The organism is Bradyrhizobium sp. USDA 4461, assembly GCF_054055655.1.
The window spans coordinates 8,261,677-8,283,179 of record NZ_JBSRXM010000001.1 but is presented as its reverse complement, the minus strand read 5'-3'; the positions used below and the strand labels follow the sequence as shown (position 1 = coordinate 8,283,179).

At 65.5% G+C, this 21,503-nt stretch carries 19 protein-coding genes and 1 pseudogene; 9 read left to right on the top strand and 11 right to left on the bottom strand.

What is annotated here, in order from left to right; genetic code table 11:
• Positions 1 to 110 precede the first annotated feature (110 nt).
• The 3 genes from ACVINW_RS38695 (at position 111) to ACVINW_RS38685 (ending at position 2,757) form a co-directional block, all read left to right on the top strand.
• Positions 111 to 524: a DUF3830 family protein gene (locus ACVINW_RS38695; protein WP_021077459.1), complete on the top strand. Its 414-nt coding sequence runs from the start codon at positions 111 to 113 to the stop codon at positions 522 to 524.
• Between the two features lies 1 nt (position 525).
• Positions 526 to 1,464 (top strand): allantoinase PuuE, encoded by a 939-nt coding sequence (puuE, locus tag ACVINW_RS38690; RefSeq protein ID WP_456756160.1) that lies wholly within the window; start codon positions 526 to 528, stop codon positions 1,462 to 1,464.
• A gap of 150 nt (positions 1,465 to 1,614) precedes the next feature.
• Positions 1,615 to 2,757, top strand: a complete 1,143-nt coding sequence (locus ACVINW_RS38685; RefSeq protein WP_456756159.1) for a mechanosensitive ion channel family protein — start codon at positions 1,615 to 1,617, stop codon at positions 2,755 to 2,757.
• Between the two features lie 13 nt (positions 2,758 to 2,770).
• On the opposite strand, the gene ACVINW_RS38680 is transcribed toward ACVINW_RS38685, so the two are convergent.
• From ACVINW_RS38680 to ACVINW_RS38660, 5 genes and pseudogenes are all read right to left on the bottom strand, one after another.
• Entirely contained in the window at positions 2,771 to 4,303 is a 1,533-nt protein-coding gene (locus ACVINW_RS38680) for an ABC transporter ATP-binding protein (protein WP_456756158.1), read from the bottom strand.
• Positions 4,300 to 4,983, bottom strand: coding sequence for a biuret amidohydrolase (gene biuH, locus ACVINW_RS38675; RefSeq protein WP_456756157.1), 684 nt, complete (start codon positions 4,981 to 4,983; stop codon positions 4,300 to 4,302). The genes ACVINW_RS38680 and biuH overlap by 4 nt, the downstream gene beginning before the upstream one ends.
• Before the next feature lie 16 nt (positions 4,984 to 4,999).
• Positions 5,000 to 5,927: pseudogene (locus ACVINW_RS38670) on the bottom strand (ABC transporter permease).
• A 1-nt stretch (position 5,928) separates the two neighbouring features.
• Complete coding sequence (locus ACVINW_RS38665) at positions 5,929 to 7,038, bottom strand: ABC transporter permease (RefSeq protein ID WP_456756156.1); 1,110 nt, start codon at positions 7,036 to 7,038, stop codon at positions 5,929 to 5,931.
• Positions 7,035 to 8,144 carry a BMP family ABC transporter substrate-binding protein gene (locus ACVINW_RS38660; protein WP_456756155.1) on the bottom strand — a complete coding sequence of 370 codons (1,110 nt, stop codon included), beginning with the start codon at positions 8,142 to 8,144 and terminating at the stop codon, positions 7,035 to 7,037. Before ACVINW_RS38660 ends, ACVINW_RS38665 begins: the two co-directional genes overlap by 4 nt.
• A 370-nt stretch (positions 8,145 to 8,514) precedes the next feature.
• On the opposite strand from ACVINW_RS38660, the gene ACVINW_RS38655 reads away from it, so the two are divergent.
• The 3 genes from ACVINW_RS38655 (at position 8,515) to ACVINW_RS38645 (ending at position 11,684) form a co-directional block, all read left to right on the top strand.
• On the top strand, positions 8,515 to 9,786 hold the full coding sequence (locus tag ACVINW_RS38655; RefSeq protein ID WP_456756154.1) for an allantoate amidohydrolase: 1,272 nt from the start codon (positions 8,515 to 8,517) through the stop codon (positions 9,784 to 9,786).
• 292 nt (positions 9,787 to 10,078) lie between these two features.
• On the top strand, positions 10,079 to 11,320 hold the full coding sequence (locus ACVINW_RS38650; RefSeq protein WP_456756153.1) for an ATP-binding protein: 1,242 nt from the start codon (positions 10,079 to 10,081) through the stop codon (positions 11,318 to 11,320).
• A gap of 142 nt (positions 11,321 to 11,462) precedes the next feature.
• The gene (locus ACVINW_RS38645; protein WP_456756152.1) at positions 11,463 to 11,684 is read left to right on the top strand and encodes a hypothetical protein; all 222 of its coding nucleotides are present in this window, start codon (positions 11,463 to 11,465) and stop codon (positions 11,682 to 11,684) included.
• On the opposite strand, the gene ACVINW_RS38640 is transcribed toward ACVINW_RS38645, so the two are convergent.
• Positions 11,632 to 12,603 (bottom strand): LysR substrate-binding domain-containing protein, encoded by a 972-nt coding sequence (locus tag ACVINW_RS38640; RefSeq protein WP_456756151.1) that lies wholly within the window; start codon positions 12,601 to 12,603, stop codon positions 11,632 to 11,634. The two genes, ACVINW_RS38645 and ACVINW_RS38640, sit on opposite strands and share 53 nt — an antisense overlap.
• An 86-nt stretch (positions 12,604 to 12,689) precedes the next feature.
• Here ACVINW_RS38640 and ACVINW_RS38635 point away from each other — a divergent pair, with 86 nt between their 5' ends.
• Positions 12,690 to 13,742 carry a YeiH family protein gene (locus ACVINW_RS38635; protein WP_456756150.1) on the top strand — a complete coding sequence of 351 codons (1,053 nt, stop codon included), beginning with the start codon at positions 12,690 to 12,692 and terminating at the stop codon, positions 13,740 to 13,742.
• A 13-nt stretch (positions 13,743 to 13,755) separates the two neighbouring features.
• On the opposite strand, the gene ACVINW_RS38630 is transcribed toward ACVINW_RS38635, so the two are convergent.
• A complete protein-coding gene (locus tag ACVINW_RS38630) occupies positions 13,756 to 14,769 on the bottom strand; it encodes a formamidase (protein ID WP_456756149.1) in 1,014 nt (337 codons plus the stop codon).
• Positions 14,770 to 15,052: 283 nt separating this feature from the next.
• On the opposite strand from ACVINW_RS38630, the gene ACVINW_RS38625 reads away from it, so the two are divergent.
• A complete protein-coding gene (locus ACVINW_RS38625) occupies positions 15,053 to 15,730 on the top strand; it encodes a cysteine hydrolase family protein (RefSeq protein ID WP_456756148.1) in 678 nt (225 codons plus the stop codon).
• Between the two features lie 158 nt (positions 15,731 to 15,888).
• On the opposite strand, the gene ACVINW_RS38620 is transcribed toward ACVINW_RS38625, so the two are convergent.
• From ACVINW_RS38620 to ACVINW_RS38605, 4 genes are all read right to left on the bottom strand, one after another.
• The gene (locus ACVINW_RS38620) at positions 15,889 to 16,713 is read right to left on the bottom strand and encodes a carbohydrate ABC transporter permease (RefSeq protein WP_456756147.1); all 825 of its coding nucleotides are present in this window, start codon (positions 16,711 to 16,713) and stop codon (positions 15,889 to 15,891) included.
• Entirely contained in the window at positions 16,710 to 17,651 is a 942-nt protein-coding gene (locus tag ACVINW_RS38615) for a carbohydrate ABC transporter permease (RefSeq protein WP_456756146.1), read from the bottom strand. The genes ACVINW_RS38620 and ACVINW_RS38615 overlap by 4 nt, the downstream gene beginning before the upstream one ends.
• A complete protein-coding gene (locus ACVINW_RS38610; RefSeq protein ID WP_456756145.1) occupies positions 17,648 to 18,970 on the bottom strand; it encodes an ABC transporter substrate-binding protein in 1,323 nt (440 codons plus the stop codon). Before ACVINW_RS38610 ends, ACVINW_RS38615 begins: the two co-directional genes overlap by 4 nt.
• Positions 18,971 to 19,141: 171 nt before the next feature.
• Positions 19,142 to 19,996, bottom strand: coding sequence for a VOC family protein (locus ACVINW_RS38605; RefSeq protein ID WP_456756144.1), 855 nt, complete (start codon positions 19,994 to 19,996; stop codon positions 19,142 to 19,144).
• Positions 19,997 to 20,126: 130 nt separating this feature from the next.
• Here ACVINW_RS38605 and ACVINW_RS38600 point away from each other — a divergent pair, with 130 nt between their 5' ends.
• Positions 20,127 to 21,494 carry an NAD(P)/FAD-dependent oxidoreductase gene (locus ACVINW_RS38600; protein ID WP_456756143.1) on the top strand — a complete coding sequence of 456 codons (1,368 nt, stop codon included), beginning with the start codon at positions 20,127 to 20,129 and terminating at the stop codon, positions 21,492 to 21,494.
• Positions 21,495 to 21,503 lie beyond the last annotated feature (9 nt).

Sequence of the window (21,503 nt, the reverse complement as noted above, 5' to 3'; positions counted from 1 at the left end):
GCCCTTGCGGCCAAAAAACCGGCGTCCCGGGCCGGAATCGGCCTTGCGTCCGGCGCGGGCCGGCGGCAATGGTTGGGACGTCACTCCCCCCGCCTACCCACGAGAGCCCGATGAGCAAACTGATTGTCCGCGCCGGCGATTTCACCTTTGATGCCCGTTTCGAGGAACAGCTCGCGCCGAAGACGGTCGCCGCGTTCCGCAAGGCGATGCCGTTCGAGAGCCAGGCGATCCATGTGCGCTGGAGCGGCGAGGGGGTCTGGATGCCGCTCGGCGATCTCGATTTCGGCGTCTCCTACGAGAACCACACCAGCTATCCGGCGCCGGGCCAGATCATCCTCTATCCCGGCGGCATCAGCGAGACCGAGATCCTGCTCGCCTATGGCGGCGTGCACTTCGCCAGCAAGATGGGGCAACTCGCCGGCAATCATTTCATCACGCTGACCTCGGGGCTGGAGAACCTCACCGCCTTCGGCAAGACCGTGCTGTGGAAGGGCGCGCAGAACATCCGCTTCGAGGAAATCTGATGTGACCGAGGCCCGCTACCCGCGCGACCTCCGCGGCTACGGCCGCAATCCGCCCGATCCGAAATGGCCCGACGCCGCGCGCATCGCGGTGCAGTTCGTGGTCAATTTCGAGGAGGGCGGCGAGAACAACGTCCTGCATGGCGATCGAACCTCGGAAGCGTTCCTGTCGGACGTGCTGGGTGCGCAGCCCTGGGTCGGCCAGCGTCACGCCAATATCGAGACCATGTTCGAATATGGCTCGCGCGCCGGGTTCTGGCGGCTGTGGCGGGTGTTCACCGAGCGGAAGCTGCCTGTGACCGTGTTCGGCGTCGCGATGGCGCTGAAGCGCAATCCGGATGTTGTCGCCGCGATGCAGGAGGCGGGCTGGGATATCGCCAGCCACAGCCTGCGCTGGGTCGAACACAAGGACATGTCGGAGGACGAGGAGCGTGCGGAGATCGCGCGCGCGATTGCCGTGCACACCGAGGCGACCGGCGCGCGGCCGCTCGGCTGGTACACCGGCCGCTCCTCGATCAACACGCTGCGGCTTCTGATGGAGGCGGGCGGGCTGCGCTATCTCTGCGATTCCTATGCCGACGATCTGCCGTACTGGATCAAGGCTGATAGCACCGAGCCGCATCTCGTGATCCCCTACACGCTCGATGTCAACGACATGCGCTTCATCAATCCGCAGGGTTTTGGCGGCGGCGACGAGTTCTACACCTATCTGAAGGACAGTTTTGACGTGCTCTATGCCGAGGGCGCGACGCGACCTGCAATGATGTCGGTCGGCCTGCATTGCCGCGTCGTCGGCCGCCCCGGCCGCGCCGCCGCGCTGATGCGCTTCCTCGATTACATCCAGAAGCACGAGCACGTCTGGGTGCCGACCCGGCTTCAGATCGCCGAGCATTGGCACGCCAATCTGAAGCATCTCGCCGCGAACGCGTTCGAGATCGCCTAGCGGTTCCGCTACCGTCGACTTGACGAGGAGGGTATCCCGCGCATCCGGGCTGCGCGAGATGAATTGCTGCGTTGCGTCAGAGGCAGCAGCCATCTCGATTGCCGTGCGTTAGCGCCGCATCCGCGTGGGGAACGAGAGCGTCAAGGTTCCATGGAAGACATCGTCGGCAGGGTGGAGCGCCTCTTCGACTGGGTGCCACAATGGGTTGTCGGTCTTGGCCTTGTTGCGGGCGCGATCTTGCTTGCGCTCGTAGCCCATTCGATCGCACTGCATCTGCTCTGCCGCATTCTGAACACGAGGTATCCGGTCGCCACCGTGATGCTCAACCGGACGGCGGGCCCGACGCGATTGGCGGCGTGCCTGGCCGCGGTCGCTCTCGTGCTTCCGCTGGCGCCGCTCAACGATCTGTTGCGTCAGGCGCTCAGTCACTTCTTCGGCGTCGCGGTGATCGCGCTGGTGGCCTGGATCTCGATCAGGGTCGTCGACATGGCGTCGGCCAGGTACCTGGACCGCTTTCGCCTCGAGGTCGCCGAGAATTTCCTGGCGCGCAAGCACGTCACCCAGGTTCGTGTCTTCAAGCGGGTCACTGACACCCTGATCATCATCATCGCAATCTCGACCGCGCTGATGACATTCGATTCCGTCCGGCAATATGGCGTCAGCCTGTTCGCCTCTGCGGGCGCCGCCGGCGTGATCGTCGGCCTTGCGGCGAGGCCGCTGCTCAGCAATCTGATTGCCGGCGTGCAGATCGCCGTCACCCAGCCGATCCGGATCGAGGACGCCGTCATCATCGAGAACGAGTGGGGCTGGGTCGAGGACATCGCCTCGACCTATGTCGTGATCCGGCTGTGGGACTGGCGGCGCATGGTGGTGCCGCTGTCCTACTTCATCGAGCGACCGTTCCAGAACTGGACGCGCGACGCGCAGTCGCTGATCGGAGCGATCATTCTGCACGTGGACTACAGCGCGGACGTGCCGCGGATCAGGAAGCGGCTGGAGCAGATCGCGAAGGAGTCGCGGCTCTGGGACGGCGCGGTGGTCAATCTGCAGGTGATCGACACCCACCCACGCACCATCGAGCTGCGCGCGCTGGTCAGCGCCCGCAATGCGCCGCAGTCTTGGGATCTGCGCTGCGAGATCCGCGAGAAGCTGCTGGCCTATATCCGCGACGATATGCCGGAGGCGTTGCCGCGCGATCGCGCGATCCTCGCGCCTGCCGTCGACGATTTCGGCCGGGCGTTCCTGCGCGGCGCGCCTGCACGGCAGCGCGCAGCGCCGCCGTCGCGCAATTAGTCCGCGGCTTGCCTCAATGCCCGGCCATGTGGCGGCCGATCTCGGTGAGATCGGCCTCGCTGGCGCGGGCCTCGTGCACGAACGCGCCATGGAACATCACGACCAGCCGGTCCGACAATTCCAGCAGTTCGTCGAGGTCCTCGCTGACCAGCAGCACCGCCGCTCCGCGGTTGCGCGCGGCCATGATCTCGGCGTGGATCTGCGCCACTGCCGCGAAGTCGAGCCCGAAGCACGGATTGGCGGCGATCAGCACCTCGACGTCGCCCGAGAGCTCGCGCGCCAGCACCGCGCGCTGCACGTTGCCGCCGGACAGCGCCGCGATCGGCGTCTCCGGCGTGCGGGTCTTGATCTTGTAGCGGTTGATCTTGCGGGTCGCGTCGTCGCGGACCGCCGAGCGGTTCAGCCACCAGCCGCCGCGCGCGAACGGGGCGCGGTCGAATTCGCGGAACGCGATGTTGTCGGCGACGCTCATGCCGCCGACGCAGGCGTTCTTCAGCGGCTCTTCCGGCAGCAGCGACATCCTGTGGCGGCGCATCTCCTCGCGGCTTGCGGAATATGCTTCGCCCTGGACGCGGATCACGCCGCTCTCGGCTTCGCGCTGACCGGCCAGCACCTCGACAAGCTGGCGCTGGCCGTTGCCGGAGACGCCGGCGATGCCGACGATCTCGCCGCTCTTCACCGTCAGCGACACGCCGTGCACGGCAATCGCGCCGGCGTCATCGAGCGCGGTGAGCTTGTCGAGCTCGAGCCTGGCCGCGCCGGTCTCGCCGGTGCGCGGCGGCTGCACGGTCAGCTGCTCGGCGCCGATCATGGTGCGCGCCATTTCGTCGGGCGTCAGCTCCGAGACCTTGCCGGTGCCGGCGAGCTTGCCGCGGCGCAGGATGGTCACCTCGTCGGCGAACGCCATCACCTCGCGGAACTTGTGCGTGATCATCAGGATCGTCAGTTCGCCCGCGACCACCATGGCGCGCAGCATGCCGAGCACCTCGTCGGCTTCGCCCGGTGTCAGCACCGAGGTCGGCTCGTCCAGGATCAGGAAGCGGCGCTTCAGATAGAGCTGCTTGAGGATCTCGCACTTCTGCCGCTCGCCGGCGGAGATGTCGGAGACCTTGGCATCGAGCGGCACCTTGAACGGCATCCGCGCCAGGAACGCTTCGAGCGCGGTCTTCTCCTTGCGCCAGTCGACCACGGCGGGCACGTCGTCGCGCGCCAGCACCAAATTCTCGGCAACCGTCATCGCCGGCACCAGGGTAAAATGCTGATAGACCATGCCGAGCCCGAGCGCATGCGCATCCCTGGGATTGGCGATGGCCTGCTGACGGCCGCCGACCAGGATGTCGCCTTCGGTGGCGTGATAATAGCCCATGATGCATTTGACGAGCGTGCTCTTGCCGGCGCCGTTCTCGCCGAGCAAAGCGTGGAACGAGCCGGGGCGTACCTTGAGCTCGACATTGTCGAGCGCCGTGAAGTCGCCGAACCGCATCGTCACGGATATGGCGTCCACACCGAACGCGCCTGAGGGTGCGGGCGGCTCGCCGATGATCACGACAGCGCTCCGATCAGGTCGGCGGATCTGGTCACGGCGCCGAACACGCCGCCCTGCATCTTGATCATCTTCAGCGCGTGGTCGTGGTTGCTCCTGTCGGTGGCGCCGCAGCAATCCTCGACCAGCACGCATTCGAAGCCGCGGTCGTTGGCCTCGCGCATCGTGGTGTGGACGCAGACGTCGGTGGTGATGCCGGTCAGCACGATGTTATCGATGCAGCGCAGCCGCAGCATCAGCTCCAGATCGGTGGCGCAGAACGAGCCTTTGCCCGGCTTGTCGATGATCGGTTCGCCCGGCAGCGGCGCCAGATCGGGGATGATGTCCCAGCCGGGCTCGCCGCGCACCAGGATGCGGCCGCAGGGGCCGGGATCACCGATGCCGGCGCCGATCTGGCGCGAGCGCCAGCGCTTGTTGGTGGGCAGGTCGGCGAGGTCAGGCCGGTGGCCTTCGCGGGTGTGGATGATATGGAAACCCTGCGCCCGCATCACCGCGAGCAGCTTCTTGATCGGCTCGATCGGCGCCCGGGTGAGCGAGAGATCGTAGCCCATCTTGTCGACATAGCCGCCGACGCCGCAGAAATCGGTCTGCATGTCGATGATGATGAGCGCCGTGTTCTCCGGCCGCAGATCGCCGTTATAAGGCCAGGCATAGGGTTCGGATTTGACATAGCGCTCGGGCATGTTGAACTCACTGGTTCTATCGGGTGATCGACAATTCGGCCGGCGCGCCGGTCAGCGTGCGCTTCGGCGAGCAGGTGATGATCATGATCGCCAGGGTCAGGATGTAGGGCGCGGCGTTGAACAGATGATAGCGCGGAGGTGATGCCGACCGATTGCAGCGCCGGCCCGAGCGCTGCGGCGCCGCCGAAGGCGAGCGAGGCCCACAGGCACAGCATCGGGTCCCAGCGCGCGAAGATCACCAGCGCCACGGCGGTGATGCCTTGTCCGGACGAGAGGCCCTCGTTCCAGCTGCCGGGATAGAACAGCGACAGGAACGAGCCGCCGATGCCGGCGAGGAAGCCGCCGACCATGGTGGCGCGCAACCTTATCAGCAGCACGGAATGGCCCATCGCGCGCGCCGCGTCGGCGCTCTCGCCGGCGGTGCGGATCAACAGGCCCCAACGCGTGGTCCTGAACGCCCAATAGAGCAGCGGCGCGATCGCGACGCCGATCAGGAACAGCACGTTGATGCGCAATGCCGCGCGGAGCTGCGGCACGTCGCTCCACCAGCCGAAATCGATCGCCGGCAGCCGCGCCGCGGTCGGCTCGATCAGCGGCTTGCCGAGGAAGAAGGCGAGACCCGTTCCGAGCAGCATCAGCGCGATGCCGACCGCGATGTCGTTGACGCGCGGCAACGAGCAGATGCCGGCATGCAGCGCACCGAACAGCGCGCCGGTGATCCCTGCGGCGAGCACGCCGAGCCACGGCGAGCCGGACAGGTAGGAGATGCCGTAGGCGCTCATCGCGCCCATCACCAGCGTGCCTTCGAGGCCGAGATTGATGCGGCCAGATCGCTCGGTGATGCATTCGCCAAGGCTGACGAACAAAAACGGCGTCGAGACGCGGATGGCGCCGCCGAACACGGCAAGCGGAACGGTCCAGAGCCCGAGCGATGCGTCGGCCATGTCAGGACTTTCCCTTAGGGAAGCCGATCCGCCCATAGAGCGCATCGCTTGCCAGCACGAACACGAAGATGATGCCTTGCAGCACCAGCACGGACGCATCGGGCAGTCCGAGCCGCCGCTGCAACAGGCCGCCGGAGGCCGAGATGCCGCCGAGCAGGATCGCGACCGGAATGATCGCGAGCGGATTCTGCCGCGCCAGGAATGCGACCAGGATGCCGGTGAAGCCGTAGCCTGCGGCGAGGTTGGCATTGGTGCGGCCCTGCACGGCCGCGACCTCGATCATGCCGGCAAGCCCGGCGCAGCTGCCGGCGAGGAAGCACACGGTCATGATCAGTTTGCCGACCGAAAGCCCGACGATCTTGGCGGCGCGGATGTTGCCGCCGGCCACCCGCGCGGCGAAGCCGAAGGTGGTGTGATAGATCAGGATGTAGGCGGCAACGGCCGCGACGAGGCCGAACACCAGTCCCCAATGCACGTCGGTGCCGGGAATGCTGCCGATCATGTTGGCGGCGCCGATCTCGCGCGTCGACGGCTTGTTGAGGCTCGCCGGATCGCGCATCGGTCCCTCGACCAGATGGTTGAGGATCGCGAGCGCGATATAGACCAGCAGCAGGCTCGAGATCGTCTCGTTGACCCCGCGATACTGCCGCAGGCCGCCCGACAGCGCGATCCACAGCCCGCCGCCGATCATCCCGGCGATCACCATCGCGATCTGCACCACGATCGGCGCGGCGCCCTGCAGGGCCAGCGCCGCCGATGTCGCCGACAATGCGCCGATCAGCAGCGCGCCTTCGCCGCCGATGATCACCATGCCGAGCTGCGCCGGCAGCGCCGTGCACAGCGCGGTCAGGATCAAGGGCGCGGCGCGGGTCAGCGTATTCTGCCAGGAGAAGGCGGTGCCGAATGCGCCGTAATACATGTAGAAATAGAGATCGAGCGGGTTCTTGCCGTAGAGCGCAATGAAGCCGCCGAACACCGCGAGCGCGCCGATCAGCGCAGCAGCCGGGATCAGGATGTATTCGATGCTTGCGCCATGGCGCTGGAGGAACCCGGCATCGGCGGCCGGAGCAACGCCTGCCGCCTCCACCGATTCCGCCGCCTCGGTTGTCACGCGGTGGCTCCGATCACGCCCTCGACGAGATAGTCCATCTTCTCGAGTTCGGGATCCTGCTGGCCGCGATCGGTGCCGCCGGCAATCACGGTCTTGCCCTTGTTGTCGGCGATCGGACCCTTGAAGATCGTATACTCGCCCGATATGAACTTGGCCTTGACGTCGTCGGCATGCTTGCGCGCTTCGGCCGAGACCATCTCGCCATAGGGCGAGACCTTGACGATCTCTTCCTTCAGGCCGCCGCGATAGAAGTTCGGGATCGCTTCTCCAGCCACGATCATCTTGACGAATTTCGGATAGAGCGCTTCCCAATTCCATTCGGCTCCGGTGAGATAGGCTTTCGGCGCCAGCGGCGACTGGTTGACGTGATAGCCGCACACCATCGCGCCGCGGCGCGCGGCGTTCTCGACCATCGTCTTCGGTCCGTCGACGTGACAGGTCAGCACGTCGACGCCCTGGTCGATCAAGCTGTTGGTCGCCTCGGCCTCCTTGACCGGCATCGACCAGTCGCCGGTGAAGATCACCTGCGTGGTGGCCTTCGGGTTAGCGAGGCGCGCGCCGAGCGTGAACGCGTTGATGTTGCGCAGCACCTGCGGGATCGGCTTGGCGGCGACGAAGCCGAGCTTGCCGCTCTTGGTCGAATAGCCGGCGACGATGCCGGAGATGTATTGCGCCTCGTCGATGTAGCCGAAATAGCTGCCGGCGTTCTTCGGGTCCTTCTCGGACCACAGGCCGCCGCAATGCTCGAAGTGCATCTTCGGAAACTTGGCCGCCATCTTGAGAACGTGCGGGTTGTAGTAGCCGAACGAGGTCGGAAACAGCAGCGAGGCGCCGTCGAGATTGATCATGGACTCGATCGTCTTCTCGACCGCATCGGTTTCCGGCACCTTTTCTTCCTCGACCACCTTGATGCCGGGCAGCTTCTTCAGCGCCGCCGCGCCCTGCGCGTGCGCCTGGTTGTAGCCGTAGTCGTCGCGCGACCCGACATAGATGAAGCCGACCGTGGTTTCCGCCGCCGCAGCGCCGCGAACACCGAGCGTGCTGCCGAGCGCCAATGCCGCGCTTCCCTGCAATAAATGCCTTCGTGAAATCCTGCCAAAATCCATCGCCTGCTCCCTCCGGCGGGCCGGCCCGCCTGTCCTTGTCGCGGCCGCCGTAACGGCGACGCTTGACGGAATGTCGCAAGCTTCGTGCCAGAGCACGTTTGGTAATCATGGTTCCATAAGTAATTGAATATGAAAGAGAACGGATATTGACCTGCGACTGCCTGGAAGCTGATCAAGATCGGATTGCCTATTTTGTGAGCGATCAATCGTTGTTGTATGCAATGCCGTTAAGCAGTCGCTAACCGGCCGGCGGCCGATGCGAGCCCGCTTGTGACAGCTCACGGCGCACGATTTGCCGGCTGGTGAATCGGACTGGGCCTGCTACGAGTGAAGCGGGCTGCGGCGCCGGATTGGACTGATGGGAAACAGTATGAGCGAGACAAAACCGTCCTCGAAATCGTCCCCTCTTGGTGACGAGATCGTGGGCCGGATCAATCAGCTCGCGACGATCTCGGAGACGCCGGAGCATCTGGCGCGAATCTTCCTCACGCCCGAGCACCGCAAGGCGGCCGATCTCATCCTGTCCTGGATGCGCGAGGCCGGCATGCGCGCGCATCTCGATGCGATCGGCAATGTCTGCGGCCGCTACGAGGGCGAGCGGCCGGGCCTGCCGGCGCTGATGCTCGGCTCGCATTACGACACCGTGCGCGACGCCGGCCGGTGGGATGGCCCGCTCGGCGTCATCACCGCGATCGCCTGCGTCGCCGAGCTGAACCGGCGCGGCAAGCGGCTGCCGTTCGCGATCGAGATCGTGGGCTTCGCCGACGAGGAGGGCGTGCGCTTCGCCTCGACCCTGCTCGGCAGCCGCGCGGTGGCCGGCACCTTCGACGAGAGCGTGCTCAACACAAGCGATCGCGCCGGAACGACGATGCGCGATGCGCTGATCGCCTTCGGGCTCGACCCCGATCACATCGGCAGAGCGGCGCGCGCCCGCCGCGAATTGCTCGGCTATGTCGAGCTGCACATCGAGCAGGGCCCCGTGCTGGAGGAGAAGGCGCTGCCGGTCGGCGTCGTCAGCGCGATTTCAGGCGCGACGCGACTCGCCGCCAGTCTCACCGGCATGGCCGGGCACGCCGGCACCGTGCCGATGCCGCTGCGGCGCGATGCGCTTGCGGGCGCGGCCGAATGCATCGTTGCGATCGAGCAGTTCTGCAAGTCCGACGAACAGGGCCTGGTCGGCACCGTCGGCTACATCAATGCCATGCCCGGCGCCACCAACGTGATTCCGGGCAAGGTGTCGTTCACCATGGACATCCGCTCGCAGAGCGACATGCACCGCAAGCGTGCCGTCGCCGACATCGTGCGGCAGATCGAGGCGATCGCCAAGCGCCGCGAGCTCGCTCTGCAGATCGACATCACCCACGAGAACCGCAGCGTGCCCTGCGCGCCGTGGCTGAAAGCGCAGATCGCCGAGGCGGTCGCCGCCGAAGGCCATGCCGTGTTCGAGCTGCCGAGCGGCGCCGGCCATGACGGGATGGCGATGGTCGACATCGCCGACATCGGCATGATCTTCGTGCGCTGCCGCGGCGGGATCAGCCACAATCCGGCGGAGCATGTCGAGCTCGCCGACGCCGACACCGGCGCGCGGGTGCTGCTGCGCGTGATCGAGAATTTCCGAGCGCACGGTGCCGTGAATAGCTGAAGCTGCGGCGCCAATGCCATCTGAACCGTCATCCTGAGGTGCGAGCGGAGCGAGCCTCGAAGGATGCACGGCCACAGTTGGGCCGTCGACCCTTCGAGGCTCGCTCCGCTCGCACCTCAGAGTGACGGTGCTGGAGTTGAGTGCAGGGACGTCTGGCTGACCAGCTTGCGTCAGCACGCCGCAGACCCGTGTCGAATCCGGACAGGTCAGACCGTCGTTTCCGGCTCAGCTGCGGCTATTTGCGCCCCGGCCCTGAAGCGCTAGACTTGCGCCGATTGGGGAGGGGGAGGACATGCGGTCGTCCGTCGTCCAGGACGTTCAGTTCCCAAAGCAACCGGCGCTGCAGCTGATCTATGACACTGCACCGATCGGCCTTGCGTACCTCTCGCCCGATTGCCGTTACCTCCAGATCAATCAGCGCCTCACCGAGATCTGCGGCATCTCGGTCGAAGGTCATCTCGGACGCACGGTGCATGATTGCGTGCCTGCGCTGGCCACCGCGGTCGAAGACATCGTTCGCTCGATCATGGAGACCGGCGAACCCGTCACCGGCGTCGAGGTTTACGGCCAGCGCCCGGGCCACAATGACGAGCGCTGCTGGATCACGCACTGGCATCCGCAGCGCGGGGCGAACGGCAACATCGTCGGCATCAACGTGGCGGCCGAAGAGATCACCGATCGCAAGCGCAGCGAGCGTGAGATCCGTGCCGCGCGCGATGCGGCCGAGAAGGCCTTGCATCATTTGCAGGAGACCCAGGCATCGCTGATCGAGGCGGAGAAGCTCGCGGCGCTCGGCCGGCCGGTGGCCGGCGTCGCGCACGAGATCAACAGCCCGGTCGGCACCAGCCTCACGGTCGCCTCGGTGCTGGAGCAGAAATGCGCGGACTTCGCCGCCGAAGCGGCGCGCGGCAAGCTGAAGCGCTCGACCCTCAGCGATTTCATCGAGGTCGTCGAAAGCGCGTCGTCGCTATTGGTCGGCAACCTCAAGCGCGCCGCGGATCTGGTGCAGTCATTCAAGCAGGTGGCCGTCGATCGCAGCTATTTCGACCGCAGCGCGTTCGATCTCGGCGAGGTGACCGAGCAGGTGCTTTCGAATCTGCGTCCGGTGCTGCCGAAGAACAACCTCGCACTCGCGGTCGATTGCCCGTTGGGTGTGGCGATGAACAGCTATCCCGGTCCCTGGGGCCAGGCGCTGACCAATCTGTTCGTCAATGCGGTGGAGCATGCTTTTCCGGACGGCAGACGCGGCACCATCACGATCCGGCTGCGCGCGTCAGGCGTGGACCGGGTGGAGATCCTGTTCGCCGACGATGGCTGCGGGATGGACCGCGGCGACGTGCTGCGGCAGGCCTTCGATCCGTTCTTCACCACCCGCCGCGACATCGGCCGTATCTGGCTCGGCCTCCACATCGTGCACAACATCGTCACCAATCGCCTGGGCGGCGAGATCCATCTCGACAGCGTCCAGGGGATGGGGACCAGCGTGCGGATCACGCTGCCAAGGTTGGCGCCGCAGCGCGGGACCGATCATTGATAGGGGCCTGAGAAGGAAATCCTCCCCGGCCTCCGGCCCGGAAAACGTCCTTCCAAGGTACCGGCGCAAAAGGCATTCCACGACCCTTGCTTCCGCCCCCGTCGTCGCGACATTGTCACGGTAGTCCCTGATGGTCACGACGATGAGCCAATCCGCATTCGATCCCTTCGGTGAGCCGGTCCCCACGGTCGATTCGTCGGCCGCGAGCGAGGGCGTGTCGAAATGGCTGAAGACCGCGGGCACCAGCGTGTTCTGGGTGCTGGTGGTCGGCATCGTGCTGGCCCGCGCCGTCTATTTCGAGCCCGGCGTGTTCAGCTTCGAGCATGCCGTTGCCTGGGCGCAGGGTCTGTTCGCCGCGCTCTAGCCTCCGGCACCCGCGGTGCCGTCTTCGCAGTCGTCGTCTCCCGAATGATCCCCTCGAACGCCACCGCCGCCGGCACGTCGAGCCGGCCGGGCGATTTGAGCTGCCATAGCGTGCGTTCGATATGGACGCCCTTGATCGGGATCACCTTCAGCTTTCCGAGCTTCACCTGATCGTCGATGGTCGCGATCGACACGATGGCGACGCCGACGCCTGATGCCACCGCCTGCTTGATCGCCTCGGTGCTGCCGATCTCGAGCGTGCGCTGCGGCTCGACCCGGTGGGCGGCGAGCGCCTGCGCGACCACCTCGCGCGTGCCCGAGCCGGGCTCACGCACGATCAGGATCTCGTCATTGAGGTGGCGGACATCGATTGGTCCCGTGGCGCTTGCGAAGCGGTGATCGGGCGCTGCGATCAAGACCATCACATCGGTGCGCCAGGCTTCGCTGGTCAGGTTTTCGTCCTCGACCGGCCCCTCGACCAGCGCGATCTCGATCTCATGCCCCAGCATCAACGCGGCGATATCAGAGGTGTTGGCGCTGACGACATGCAGGTCGATGCCGGGAAAGGCGCGGTGGAACACGCCAAGATATTCCGGGATCATGTAGGTCGCGATCGTCGTGCTGGCGCCGATCCGCAGCGAGCCGCTGTCGAGGTTGCGCAGCGCCTGCAATTCGTCCTCGGCGGCGCGCTCGGCCGCGAACAGCGTCTCGGCATGGCGGGCCAGCGCCGCGCCCTCGCGGGTCGGGCGCACGCCCTTCGGGGTGCGGTCGAGCAGCCGGCAGCCGACCTGCAGCTCGAAATCCCGCACGCCCTTGGAGATCGCCGGCTGGCTGATGTGCAGCAGGTCGGCTGCGCGGGAGAAGCTGCCGGTTTTCGCCACGGCCGCGAACAGGCGGAGCAGGTGCAGGTTGAGGGACATAACTTCTCTCTATCGGGGCAGTCCGAAAAGATATTAGCCAAGAGGCCCGCTCTGGCGCATAAAATATTCTCTGAAAAGAGGATTTCGTGCCGGAACAACAACAAGACCAAGGCGAGAGGCAGGGGGCGCTGAAGCGCATATTCCTGCTCATTCCCGGCATCCTGCTCTGCGGGGTGGTCACGGTCGTCTCGCTGGGCATCCAGGCCGCCGAGGAGCGCCTTTTCGACCATCCCTATATCGAGGCGCTGGTGGTCGCGATCCTGCTCGGGATGGCGGTGCGCACCGCCTGGGAGCCGTCGGAGCGCTGGCGCTCGGGCATCGCCTTCAGCGCAAAACAGCTGCTCGAGGTCGCGGTGATGCTGCTCGGTGCCTCCATCAGCTTTGCCGCGATCGTGGCGTCGGGCGGGCTCCTGATCGGCGCCATCGCGGTGACCGTGGTGATTATGCTGGCGGTGAGCTATGGGCTGAGCCGGCTGCTCGGTCTGAAGACAAAGCTCGCGATCCTGATCGCCTGCGGCAATTCGATCTGCGGCAATTCCGCGATCGCGGCGGTGGCGCCGGTGATCGAGGCCGACGGCGACGACATCGCCTCATCGATCTCGTTCACTGCCATTCTCGGCGTGCTGATGGTGCTCGGCCTGCCGCTGCTGATCCCATTGTTGAAGCTGACGGCGACGCAATACGGCATCCTCGCCGGGCTCACGGTCTATGCCGTGCCGCAGGTGCTGGCGGCGACCGTGCCCGCCGGCATCGTCTCGACGCAGATCGGCACGCTGGTGAAGCTGGTGCGCGTCCTGATGCTGGGCCCGATCGTGGTCGGCCTCTCGCTGTTGGTGGCGCGGCGGCGCAAAGGTGCTGCGAAAGCCGCCGCGATCAGCCCGTTCAAGCTGGTGCCCTGGTTCATCATCGGCTTCCTGGTGCTGGCGGCGCTGCGCTCGTTCCAGCTCGTGCCCGACATCGCGATCGCGCCGGTGACCAGGACGGCCGCGATCCTCACCGTCGTCTCGATGGCCGCCCTCGGGCTCGGCGTCGACGTGCGCGTGCTCTCCACCGTCGGTGGCCGGGTGACGGCCGCGGTCACGCTGTCGCTGCTGCTGCTGCTGGCCTTGAGCATCGGCCTCGTGCATTTCTTCAAGTAGCCAGCTGCGGCGACTACTCGGCCGCCTTCGCGGTCTTGCCGAACATTCGTGTCGGTGCGGGGAAGCCGCAGGACGTGCCGTCCGTGATCTTGACCTGATCTTCCCAGGGCAGACGGAAGCGGCCCGACACCATGTCCTGCATGAAGGTGTAGGGGCAATCCATCGCGCCGCCTTTCACCGCGACATAGCCGCGGTGCCACAGCTGATAGATGTTGTTCTCGACGCCCCAGTTGATCCGCGCCTCGCGCACGAGGTCGGGCCGCACCTCGGCGGTGATGATCTCGTCGGCCCGTCCCGTGGTGCCGTGCGCGACGATGCTGCCGTCGAAATTGACGATCATGCCCTCGCCCATCGAGTCGAACGAGCCGTCCGAGCCGCACATGCAGACATTGGCGGTCACCATCAGGTTCTGGAACGCGTTGGCCTGGTTGGTGAAGCGCCAGCTGTCGCGGATCGGCGCGGTATAGCCCGCGGTGCGGATCATGATCTCGGCGCCCTTGTAGGCGCATTCGCGCGCCATTTCCGGGAACATGCCGTCGTGACAGATGATCAGTGCGATCTTCGCGCCGTTCGGCCCGTCGATCACGGGAATCCCGATGTCGCCCGGCTCCCACGGCTCGACGGGAATCCAGGGATGGAATTTGCGGTAGTACAGCTTGATCTCGCCGTGATCGTCGATGATCAGCCCTGAATTGTAGGGATTGCCATGCGGGTTGAACTCCATGATGGAGAAACAGCCCCAGATCCTGTTGTCGATGCAGGCCTGCCTGAAGGCCGCGACTTCCGGGCCGTCGAGCCGGCACATGATCTCCGGATTGGTGTCCATCGAAAGCCCGTGCAGCGAATATTCGGGGAACACGACCAGATCCATGGTGGCGAGATTGCGCCGTGCCTTGCCGACCATCCAGACGATGCGCTCGGTCTGCCGCGCCAGATCGGCCTTGGTCGCGACCACGGGCAGTTGCAGCTGCACCAGTCCGATCACCACGCCGTTGGGCGATTTGTTGAGGCCGCCAAGTCCATTCATGCCTGTCCTCCCGCTTGTTTGAAGCGTTGTCATTTCGCGAACATTCGTCGCCGCTCGTTCGGGCTCCCGGCCAGCTCTTAGCTAGCAACGATCATGCCAGCAGGATCAAGCGATGCGCAAATCAAGCGGATGAGAACCGGGCAGGGCGAACGGCCGCGCGCGAGTCTCAAGCAATTGAGATGCGGGGCATTTCGGGCAGTTGCGGGCGACCGCCACATCATTGCGCAATGGCACGCGGTTTGCTTAATCACGATAGGGCTTTCTCGCATTCGGGGTGTGCGTCATGGCAAATTCAGGCGGGACGATTGCGGCCGAGCCGGCGCCGATCACGCTCGACTGGAGCAAGACGGCGCTCGTCATCATCGACATGCAGCGCGATTTCATGGAGCCCGGCGGTTTCGGCGAGACCCTCGGCAATGACGTCAGCCGGCTTGCCCGCGCGGTGCAGCCGATCGCAGCAGTGCTTGCGGCGGCGCGCGATGCCCGGCTGTTGGTGGTCCATACCCGCGAGGGTCATCTGCCCGATCTCTCCGACGCGCCGCTCGCCAAGGTCGAGCGCGGCGCGCCGTCGCTTCGGATCGGCGATCCCGGGCCGATGGGACGGATCCTGATCCGCGGCGAGGCCGGCCACGACATCGTTCCCGAGCTCTACCCGCTCGAGAGCGAGATCGTGATCGACAAGCCGGGGAAGGGCGCGTTCTACGCCACCGAGCTCGGTGACATCCTCAGGAAATACGGCATCGAAAATCTCCTGGTCTGCGGCGTCACCACCGAAGTCTGCGTCAACACCACGGTGCGCGAGGCCAACGACCGCGGCTATCGCTGCATCGTGATCTCGGACGGCTGCGCGTCCTATTTCCCGGAATTCCATGAGATGGGCCTGAAGATGATCAAGGCCCAGGGCGGCATTTTCGGCTGGGTCACCGATTCAGCCGCGGTGCTGGCGGGGCTGGCTGGTTAGTGGCCCTGCGACATTTCGGAATATTAGAATATAATCCCTGAGTTGCCCGACATGTCAAGTTGCCTGGTCGACCGCCGGCCGCCGCCGGCTCCTTTGCATGGGGTTGTTCTTCGATATTTGGTGGGCCGCCCTGCGACGGCCGACAACTCGATATTCGTCTAGCCGCCTTTCACCGCCCCCGCCGTTAGCCCGGCGACGATCTGCCGCTGCGCCAGCACCGTGAGCAGCAGCACCGGCGCGGTCACGATCAACGCGGCCGCGGCGAGCGGGCCCCAGCTCAGCTGGTCGAACGAGATCATGTTGTAGACCGCAACCGGCAGCGTCCGGGTCTCGCGCCCGGCCAGCACGATGCCGAACACAAAATTGTTCCAGGAGAAGATCACCGCGAGGATGAAGGCGACCGCGAGGCCGGGCCTGGCGATCGGCAGCGCGACATGGCGGAACACCTGCCAGCGCGTGGCGCCGTCGATCAGCGCGGCCTCCTCCAGCTCCAGCGGCGTGGTCTCGAAATAGCCGATCATGATCCAGATCACGATCGGCACCGTCACCACGAGGTGAATGATGATCTGCGGCACCAGCGTGCCGAGCAGGCCGAGCCACTGGAACAGCAGGAACAGCGGGATCAGGTACGACAGGCCCGGCGTGATGCGCGCGATCAGGATCACGATCGCGGATTTATGCGCCGCCATCCGCGCAATGCCGTAGCCCGCGGGCACGCCGACCAGCATCGCAAGCGCCGTGGCGCAGCCGGTGACGACAAGGCTGTTGGTGAAATAGCTCAGGAAACGATTCGAGGCGAACACGTCGGCATAGTTCTTCCAGGCGACGTGCTCGGGGAAGAACACCGGCGGATAGGAGGCGTTGTCGATCTCGAATTTCAGCGACAGCGAGGCCATCCAGAGGAAGAACAGGATCGCCGGCGAGACGATGACCAACACCGACAGCCACAGCCCGATCCGGCCGAGAATCTGACGCGGGTTCATGCCTCGCTCCCGAGCTGCGACGTCCACAGCAGGCGCTTGCGCAGGTAGAGCAGCAGCGCCGCCAGCGCCACGATCAGCAGGAAGAACACCACCGCGATCGCCGAGCCGTAGCCGAGGTCGTAATAGACGAAGGCGACGCTGTAGAGATAGACGTTGATGGTCTCCGACGCCGAGCCCGGTCCGCCCTGGGTGATCGCGAAGATGATGTCGAAGCTTTTCACCGCGTCGATCATCCGGATCATGCCGGCGATGAACAGGAACGGCATGATCAAAGGCAGCGTGATGAAGCGGAACACCTGCCAGAAATTGGCGCCGTCGATCTGTGCGCTCTCATAGGGTTCGGTCGGGATCGCGGCGAGGCCGCCGAGCACGATCAGCATCACCAGCGGTGTCCATTGCCAGGTTTCGACCAGCACCAGCGACGGGATCACCGTCGTCGGGTTGAACACCCAGAGCTGTGGCGGCAACCCGACCAGCGACAGCAGATAGTTCAGCACGCCGAGCTGCGGGTGGAACATCATGGTCCACACCAGCGCGATCGCCACGGGCGTTGCCATCATCGGCATGATGAAGATGCCGCGCAGAAAGCCGCGCGCGGCGAATTTCTGGTGAAACACCACAGCGGCCAGCGTGCCGAACAGCAGCGGCAGCACCACCGACAGCGCGGTGTAGGACAGCGTGTGCCCGACCGCCTCGACGAACCGCGGATCGGTCGGCAGCCGCAGATAGTTGGCGAGCCCGACGAACACGGTGGGCGAGCCGACCTTCCACTCCTGCAGGCTCATCCAGATCGTGAACACCCAGGGAAAGATGATCACCGCCAGCACCACGACGAGCGCCGGGATCACGAACGGCCAGTAGGACGGCGGACGCCATTCACGCGCCGGCGCAACGTTCTCGGTCGTTGCCGCCGGCGAACCTTGTGTCACCACGCTCACGCTTTTTCGCTACGCTCCAGGATGGGGCGGAATTGCTCGTGCGCCTTCTTCAGCTCGGTGGCGGGGTCGGCGCCCGACAGCGTCGCGGTCAGCGCCGCACCGACGATGTCGCGGAATTCGGCGACCGGGATGATCACCGGCAGGCCGAGCTTGGAGATCTTGGCGGACTCGACCACCGATTGCAGCCACTCCTTGGTCTTCACGCCCTTGGCGACCTCGGCATCGTCGACGATGGAGTTGCGGAACGGCACGCCACCGCCGGCCTGCAGCAGGCGCGCGCCCTGTCCGCGCGAGACCACCCATTGGCAAAGCAGATAGGCGGCTTCCTTGTTCTTGCTGGCGGCGGCGATGCCGACGCCGTCGCCATAGGTCGAGGAGAATTTGCCCTTGGGACCGGCGGGCACCAGCGTGTAGCCGACCTTGCCGACGACGCGCGAGGCGGCGGGGTCCTCCAGCGGCGGGGCCCAGCCATCGGCGTCGATCCACATCGCCGACCTCCCTTGCGTGAACGAAGCCATCGACTCCATCCAGTTGAAGCCGGCAACGCCGGGCGGCGCGCATTTGGTCAGCAGCCGCTGATAGAGTTTGGTCGCCTCGATCGCCTCGGGGCCGTCGGTCAGGATGTTGCCCTTGGCGTCGAGGAATTCGCCGCCATAGTTCAGATAGAAATTGGTCCACATCGCCATGTTGGCGTTGCGCAGGCCGCGGCCGACGAAACCGTAGATGCCTTCCTTGGGATCGGTGAGCTTCTCGGCGGCGACCGCCATCTCGTCCAGCGTCTTCGGGACTTCGACGCCCTTCTTCTGGAACAGCTCCTTGTTGTAGTAGAGGATGAAATAGTCGACCGACCACGGCAGCGACAGCATCTGGCCCTTGTCGTTGCGCGCGTATTGCAGGCCGGCGGCGGAGAAATCGCTATCGACGAGGTCCGGCGGCGTCATGCTCGGATCCTTCAGATAGCCCGACAGGTCGGCGAGCCAGCCGGCCTTCTCGAACTGCCGCTTCTGCACGTGATAACTGAGATGCACGACGTCGAAGCTCGGCTTGCCCGAGGACAGCTCGATCACGCATTTCTGGCGCTGCTGCTGCTCGGGGACCTGCTCCGATTCCACCTTGATGCCGGTGAGCTCGGTGAATTCCTTGATGTATTTTTGCAGATTGTCGCCGCGCGGTCCCTTGGCGAGGCTGACTTCGAGCGTGGTGCCGGAATATTTCTTCCAGTTGACCTCGGCGCGGGCCGGAAATCCGGTCAATCCAACCGCGCCCGCGGCAGCGGTGCCGGCCAGCATCTGCCGGCGCGAGATCAGGTGATGCGACATGTTTCTCTCCCAGGACTGCTTCTTGTTTGGGAGAGATACTAGCGTGTGAACGTCGTCTGCCTAGCCCCCACGAGCGCGGCGCCGCTGCATAACGTCGCGCCGCGCATCCTCCTAAGCCCGTCATCCCCGCGCAAAGGCGAAGCCTTTGCGCGGGGATGACGGAAATGGCAGCTAGGCCTGGACGAAGGCGAGCAGGGTGCCGTTCGCTGCAGCCGGCGGCACGGTAATGCCGCTGCTGCTCTTCACGCCGGTCGCGCCCAGCGCCTTCTCGGTCGAGGCGAGATCGGCAGCGATCACGAGGCCGGCGCCGCCGCGATCGGACAGGCCATCCAGCGACACGCCGGGATAACGTTTACCGAGCTGATCCCTGGTCAGGAACACGAAGTCGGCGCGATCACCGCCTGAGGGTACCGCAACCGCGCCGTCGGGATCGTTCCTCACAGCGATATCGATCATCTTCGACAGATGCGCGGCGTCCGTTGCGGGATCGGGCGAGACGATCAACACCTGCTTGAGGCGTTTTGCCCCATTGGCGTGCGTCATCAGTTCGGGAATCCACACCGTCTCGCGGGTCTTGTGCTGGCAGGCGAAGATGCGGACCCCGCCGGGTGCTTCGGCGGTCGGCCACTGGAAGGTGCGGAATTTCGCCGCGGAGACCGTACCGTTCGGCAGCGTCACCGGGCGTTCGAAATCGGTCGGCCCGATCGGTGTGAAGCCGCGGGCGCGGATCTCCTCGGCACCTTCGGCGGAATCCACCGCGGTGAACGCGACGCGCTCGATGCCTTCGCCGCGCTTCTCCAGGAAGGCGCGTGCCGGCGCATTGTGTTCCGTCGGCGTCAGCACGCCGAGCAATTCCATGTAGTCGGGGTCGAACATGATGGTGTAATTGCCCGATCCCATATGCGCGCTATGGGTGCCGCGCGGCGACACGGTGAAGCCGAGCCGCTTGTAGTTCTCGGCCGCCTTGTCGAGGTCCTTCACCATGACCACGGCGTGATCGATTCCGATGACGTTTTTGAGTGCCACTTGTTGTCTTCCCGGCTTGAATAGGAGGCTTCACGTGAGCATGATCTTTTTCGGAAAACCGCTACGCACTTTTCCGGATCATGCTTTAAAGCTAACCAGAATGACCGGGCGCCCGCAAGAAAGGATGATGATGAGCAGCAATGCCGTGCGCTGGCCCAACTCGCTCTGGGCCGCAGCGACGCCACCTGGCCCCGATTGTCCCGAACTGACGGGCGCGCAGCAGGCCGATGTCGTCATCATCGGCGGCGGCTTCACGGGCCTGTCGACCGCGCTGCACCTGCGTGAGGCCAATGTCGACGTCGCGATCGTCGAGGCTGCCGAGCCGGGCTGGGGCGCCTCGGGCCGCAACAACGGCCAGGTGATCCCGACGCTGTCGCGGCCTGATCCGGACGACATCATCAAGAGGCACGGCGCAGCCGGCGAGCGCTTCGTCGCGATGCTGCGCGACAGTGCGGCCATGCTGTTCGACGTCGTCAAGCGCTACAATATCGAGGCCGAGCAGGAGCAGGCCGGCTGGGTGCAGCCGGTGCATTCGCCGGGCCGCATCAAGATCGCGGAACGGCGGGTGCGGCAATGGTCGAAATTCGGCGCGCCGGTCGAGTTGCTGTCGCGCGACCAGACCCGCGACATGCTCGGCTCGGATGCGTGGTACGGCGGCTTCTGGAACAGGACGGGCGGCCACATCAATCCGCTGGCGCTGGCGCGGGGCCTTGCGCGCACTGTGCTGAACCTCGGTGCGCGGATCTATGCCCGTTCGCCTGCGCTCGCTTTCGAGCGCCGCGGCGATCGCTGGGTGGTGAAGACCGAAAAGGGTGAGATCTCCGGTCGCGCGCTTGTGGTCGCCACCAATGCCTATAGCGGCGAGTTCGCCAAATCGCTGGTGCCCGAGATCGCGGCCGAGGTGATGCCGGTACTGTCCTGGCAGATGGCGACGCAGCCGCTGTCGGACAATGTCCGCAAGACCGTCATCCCCGGCCGGCAGGCGATGTCGGACACCCATGGCGAGCTGTATTTCGCGCGCTACGACGCGCGCAATCGCCTCGTCACCGGCGGCGCCGTGCTCGGCCCCGGCGACAAGATCGGGCGGCTGAAGGCGCGGGTGACCGAGCGGTTGCGGCGCTTGTGGCCGCAGATCGGCGAGGTCTCGTTCGACTATGTCTGGAACGGCTATGTCGGGATGACCGCGGATTTCCTGCCGCGCATGCATCGCCTCGGACCGGACGCCTATGGCTGGACCGGCTGCAACGGCCGCGCCGTCGCGCTGACCATCCCGCTCGGCCGTGAACTGGCGAAGGCTGTCCAGGGCGTGCCGGAAAGCGAGCTGGCGCTGCCGTTCACCGAGCCGGTGCAGTACATGGCGCATGGCTTGCTGCGCAAGCTCGCGCCGTGGATGCTGGTGCTGTATCGGCAGCGCGACGCGCAGGAGCTGGCCGGAGGCGATCGCTTCGAGCTGCTGCGCTGGGCCGAGTACTTCCTCGCCTCGCGCCGGTCGCGGTAAAAGTCGAGC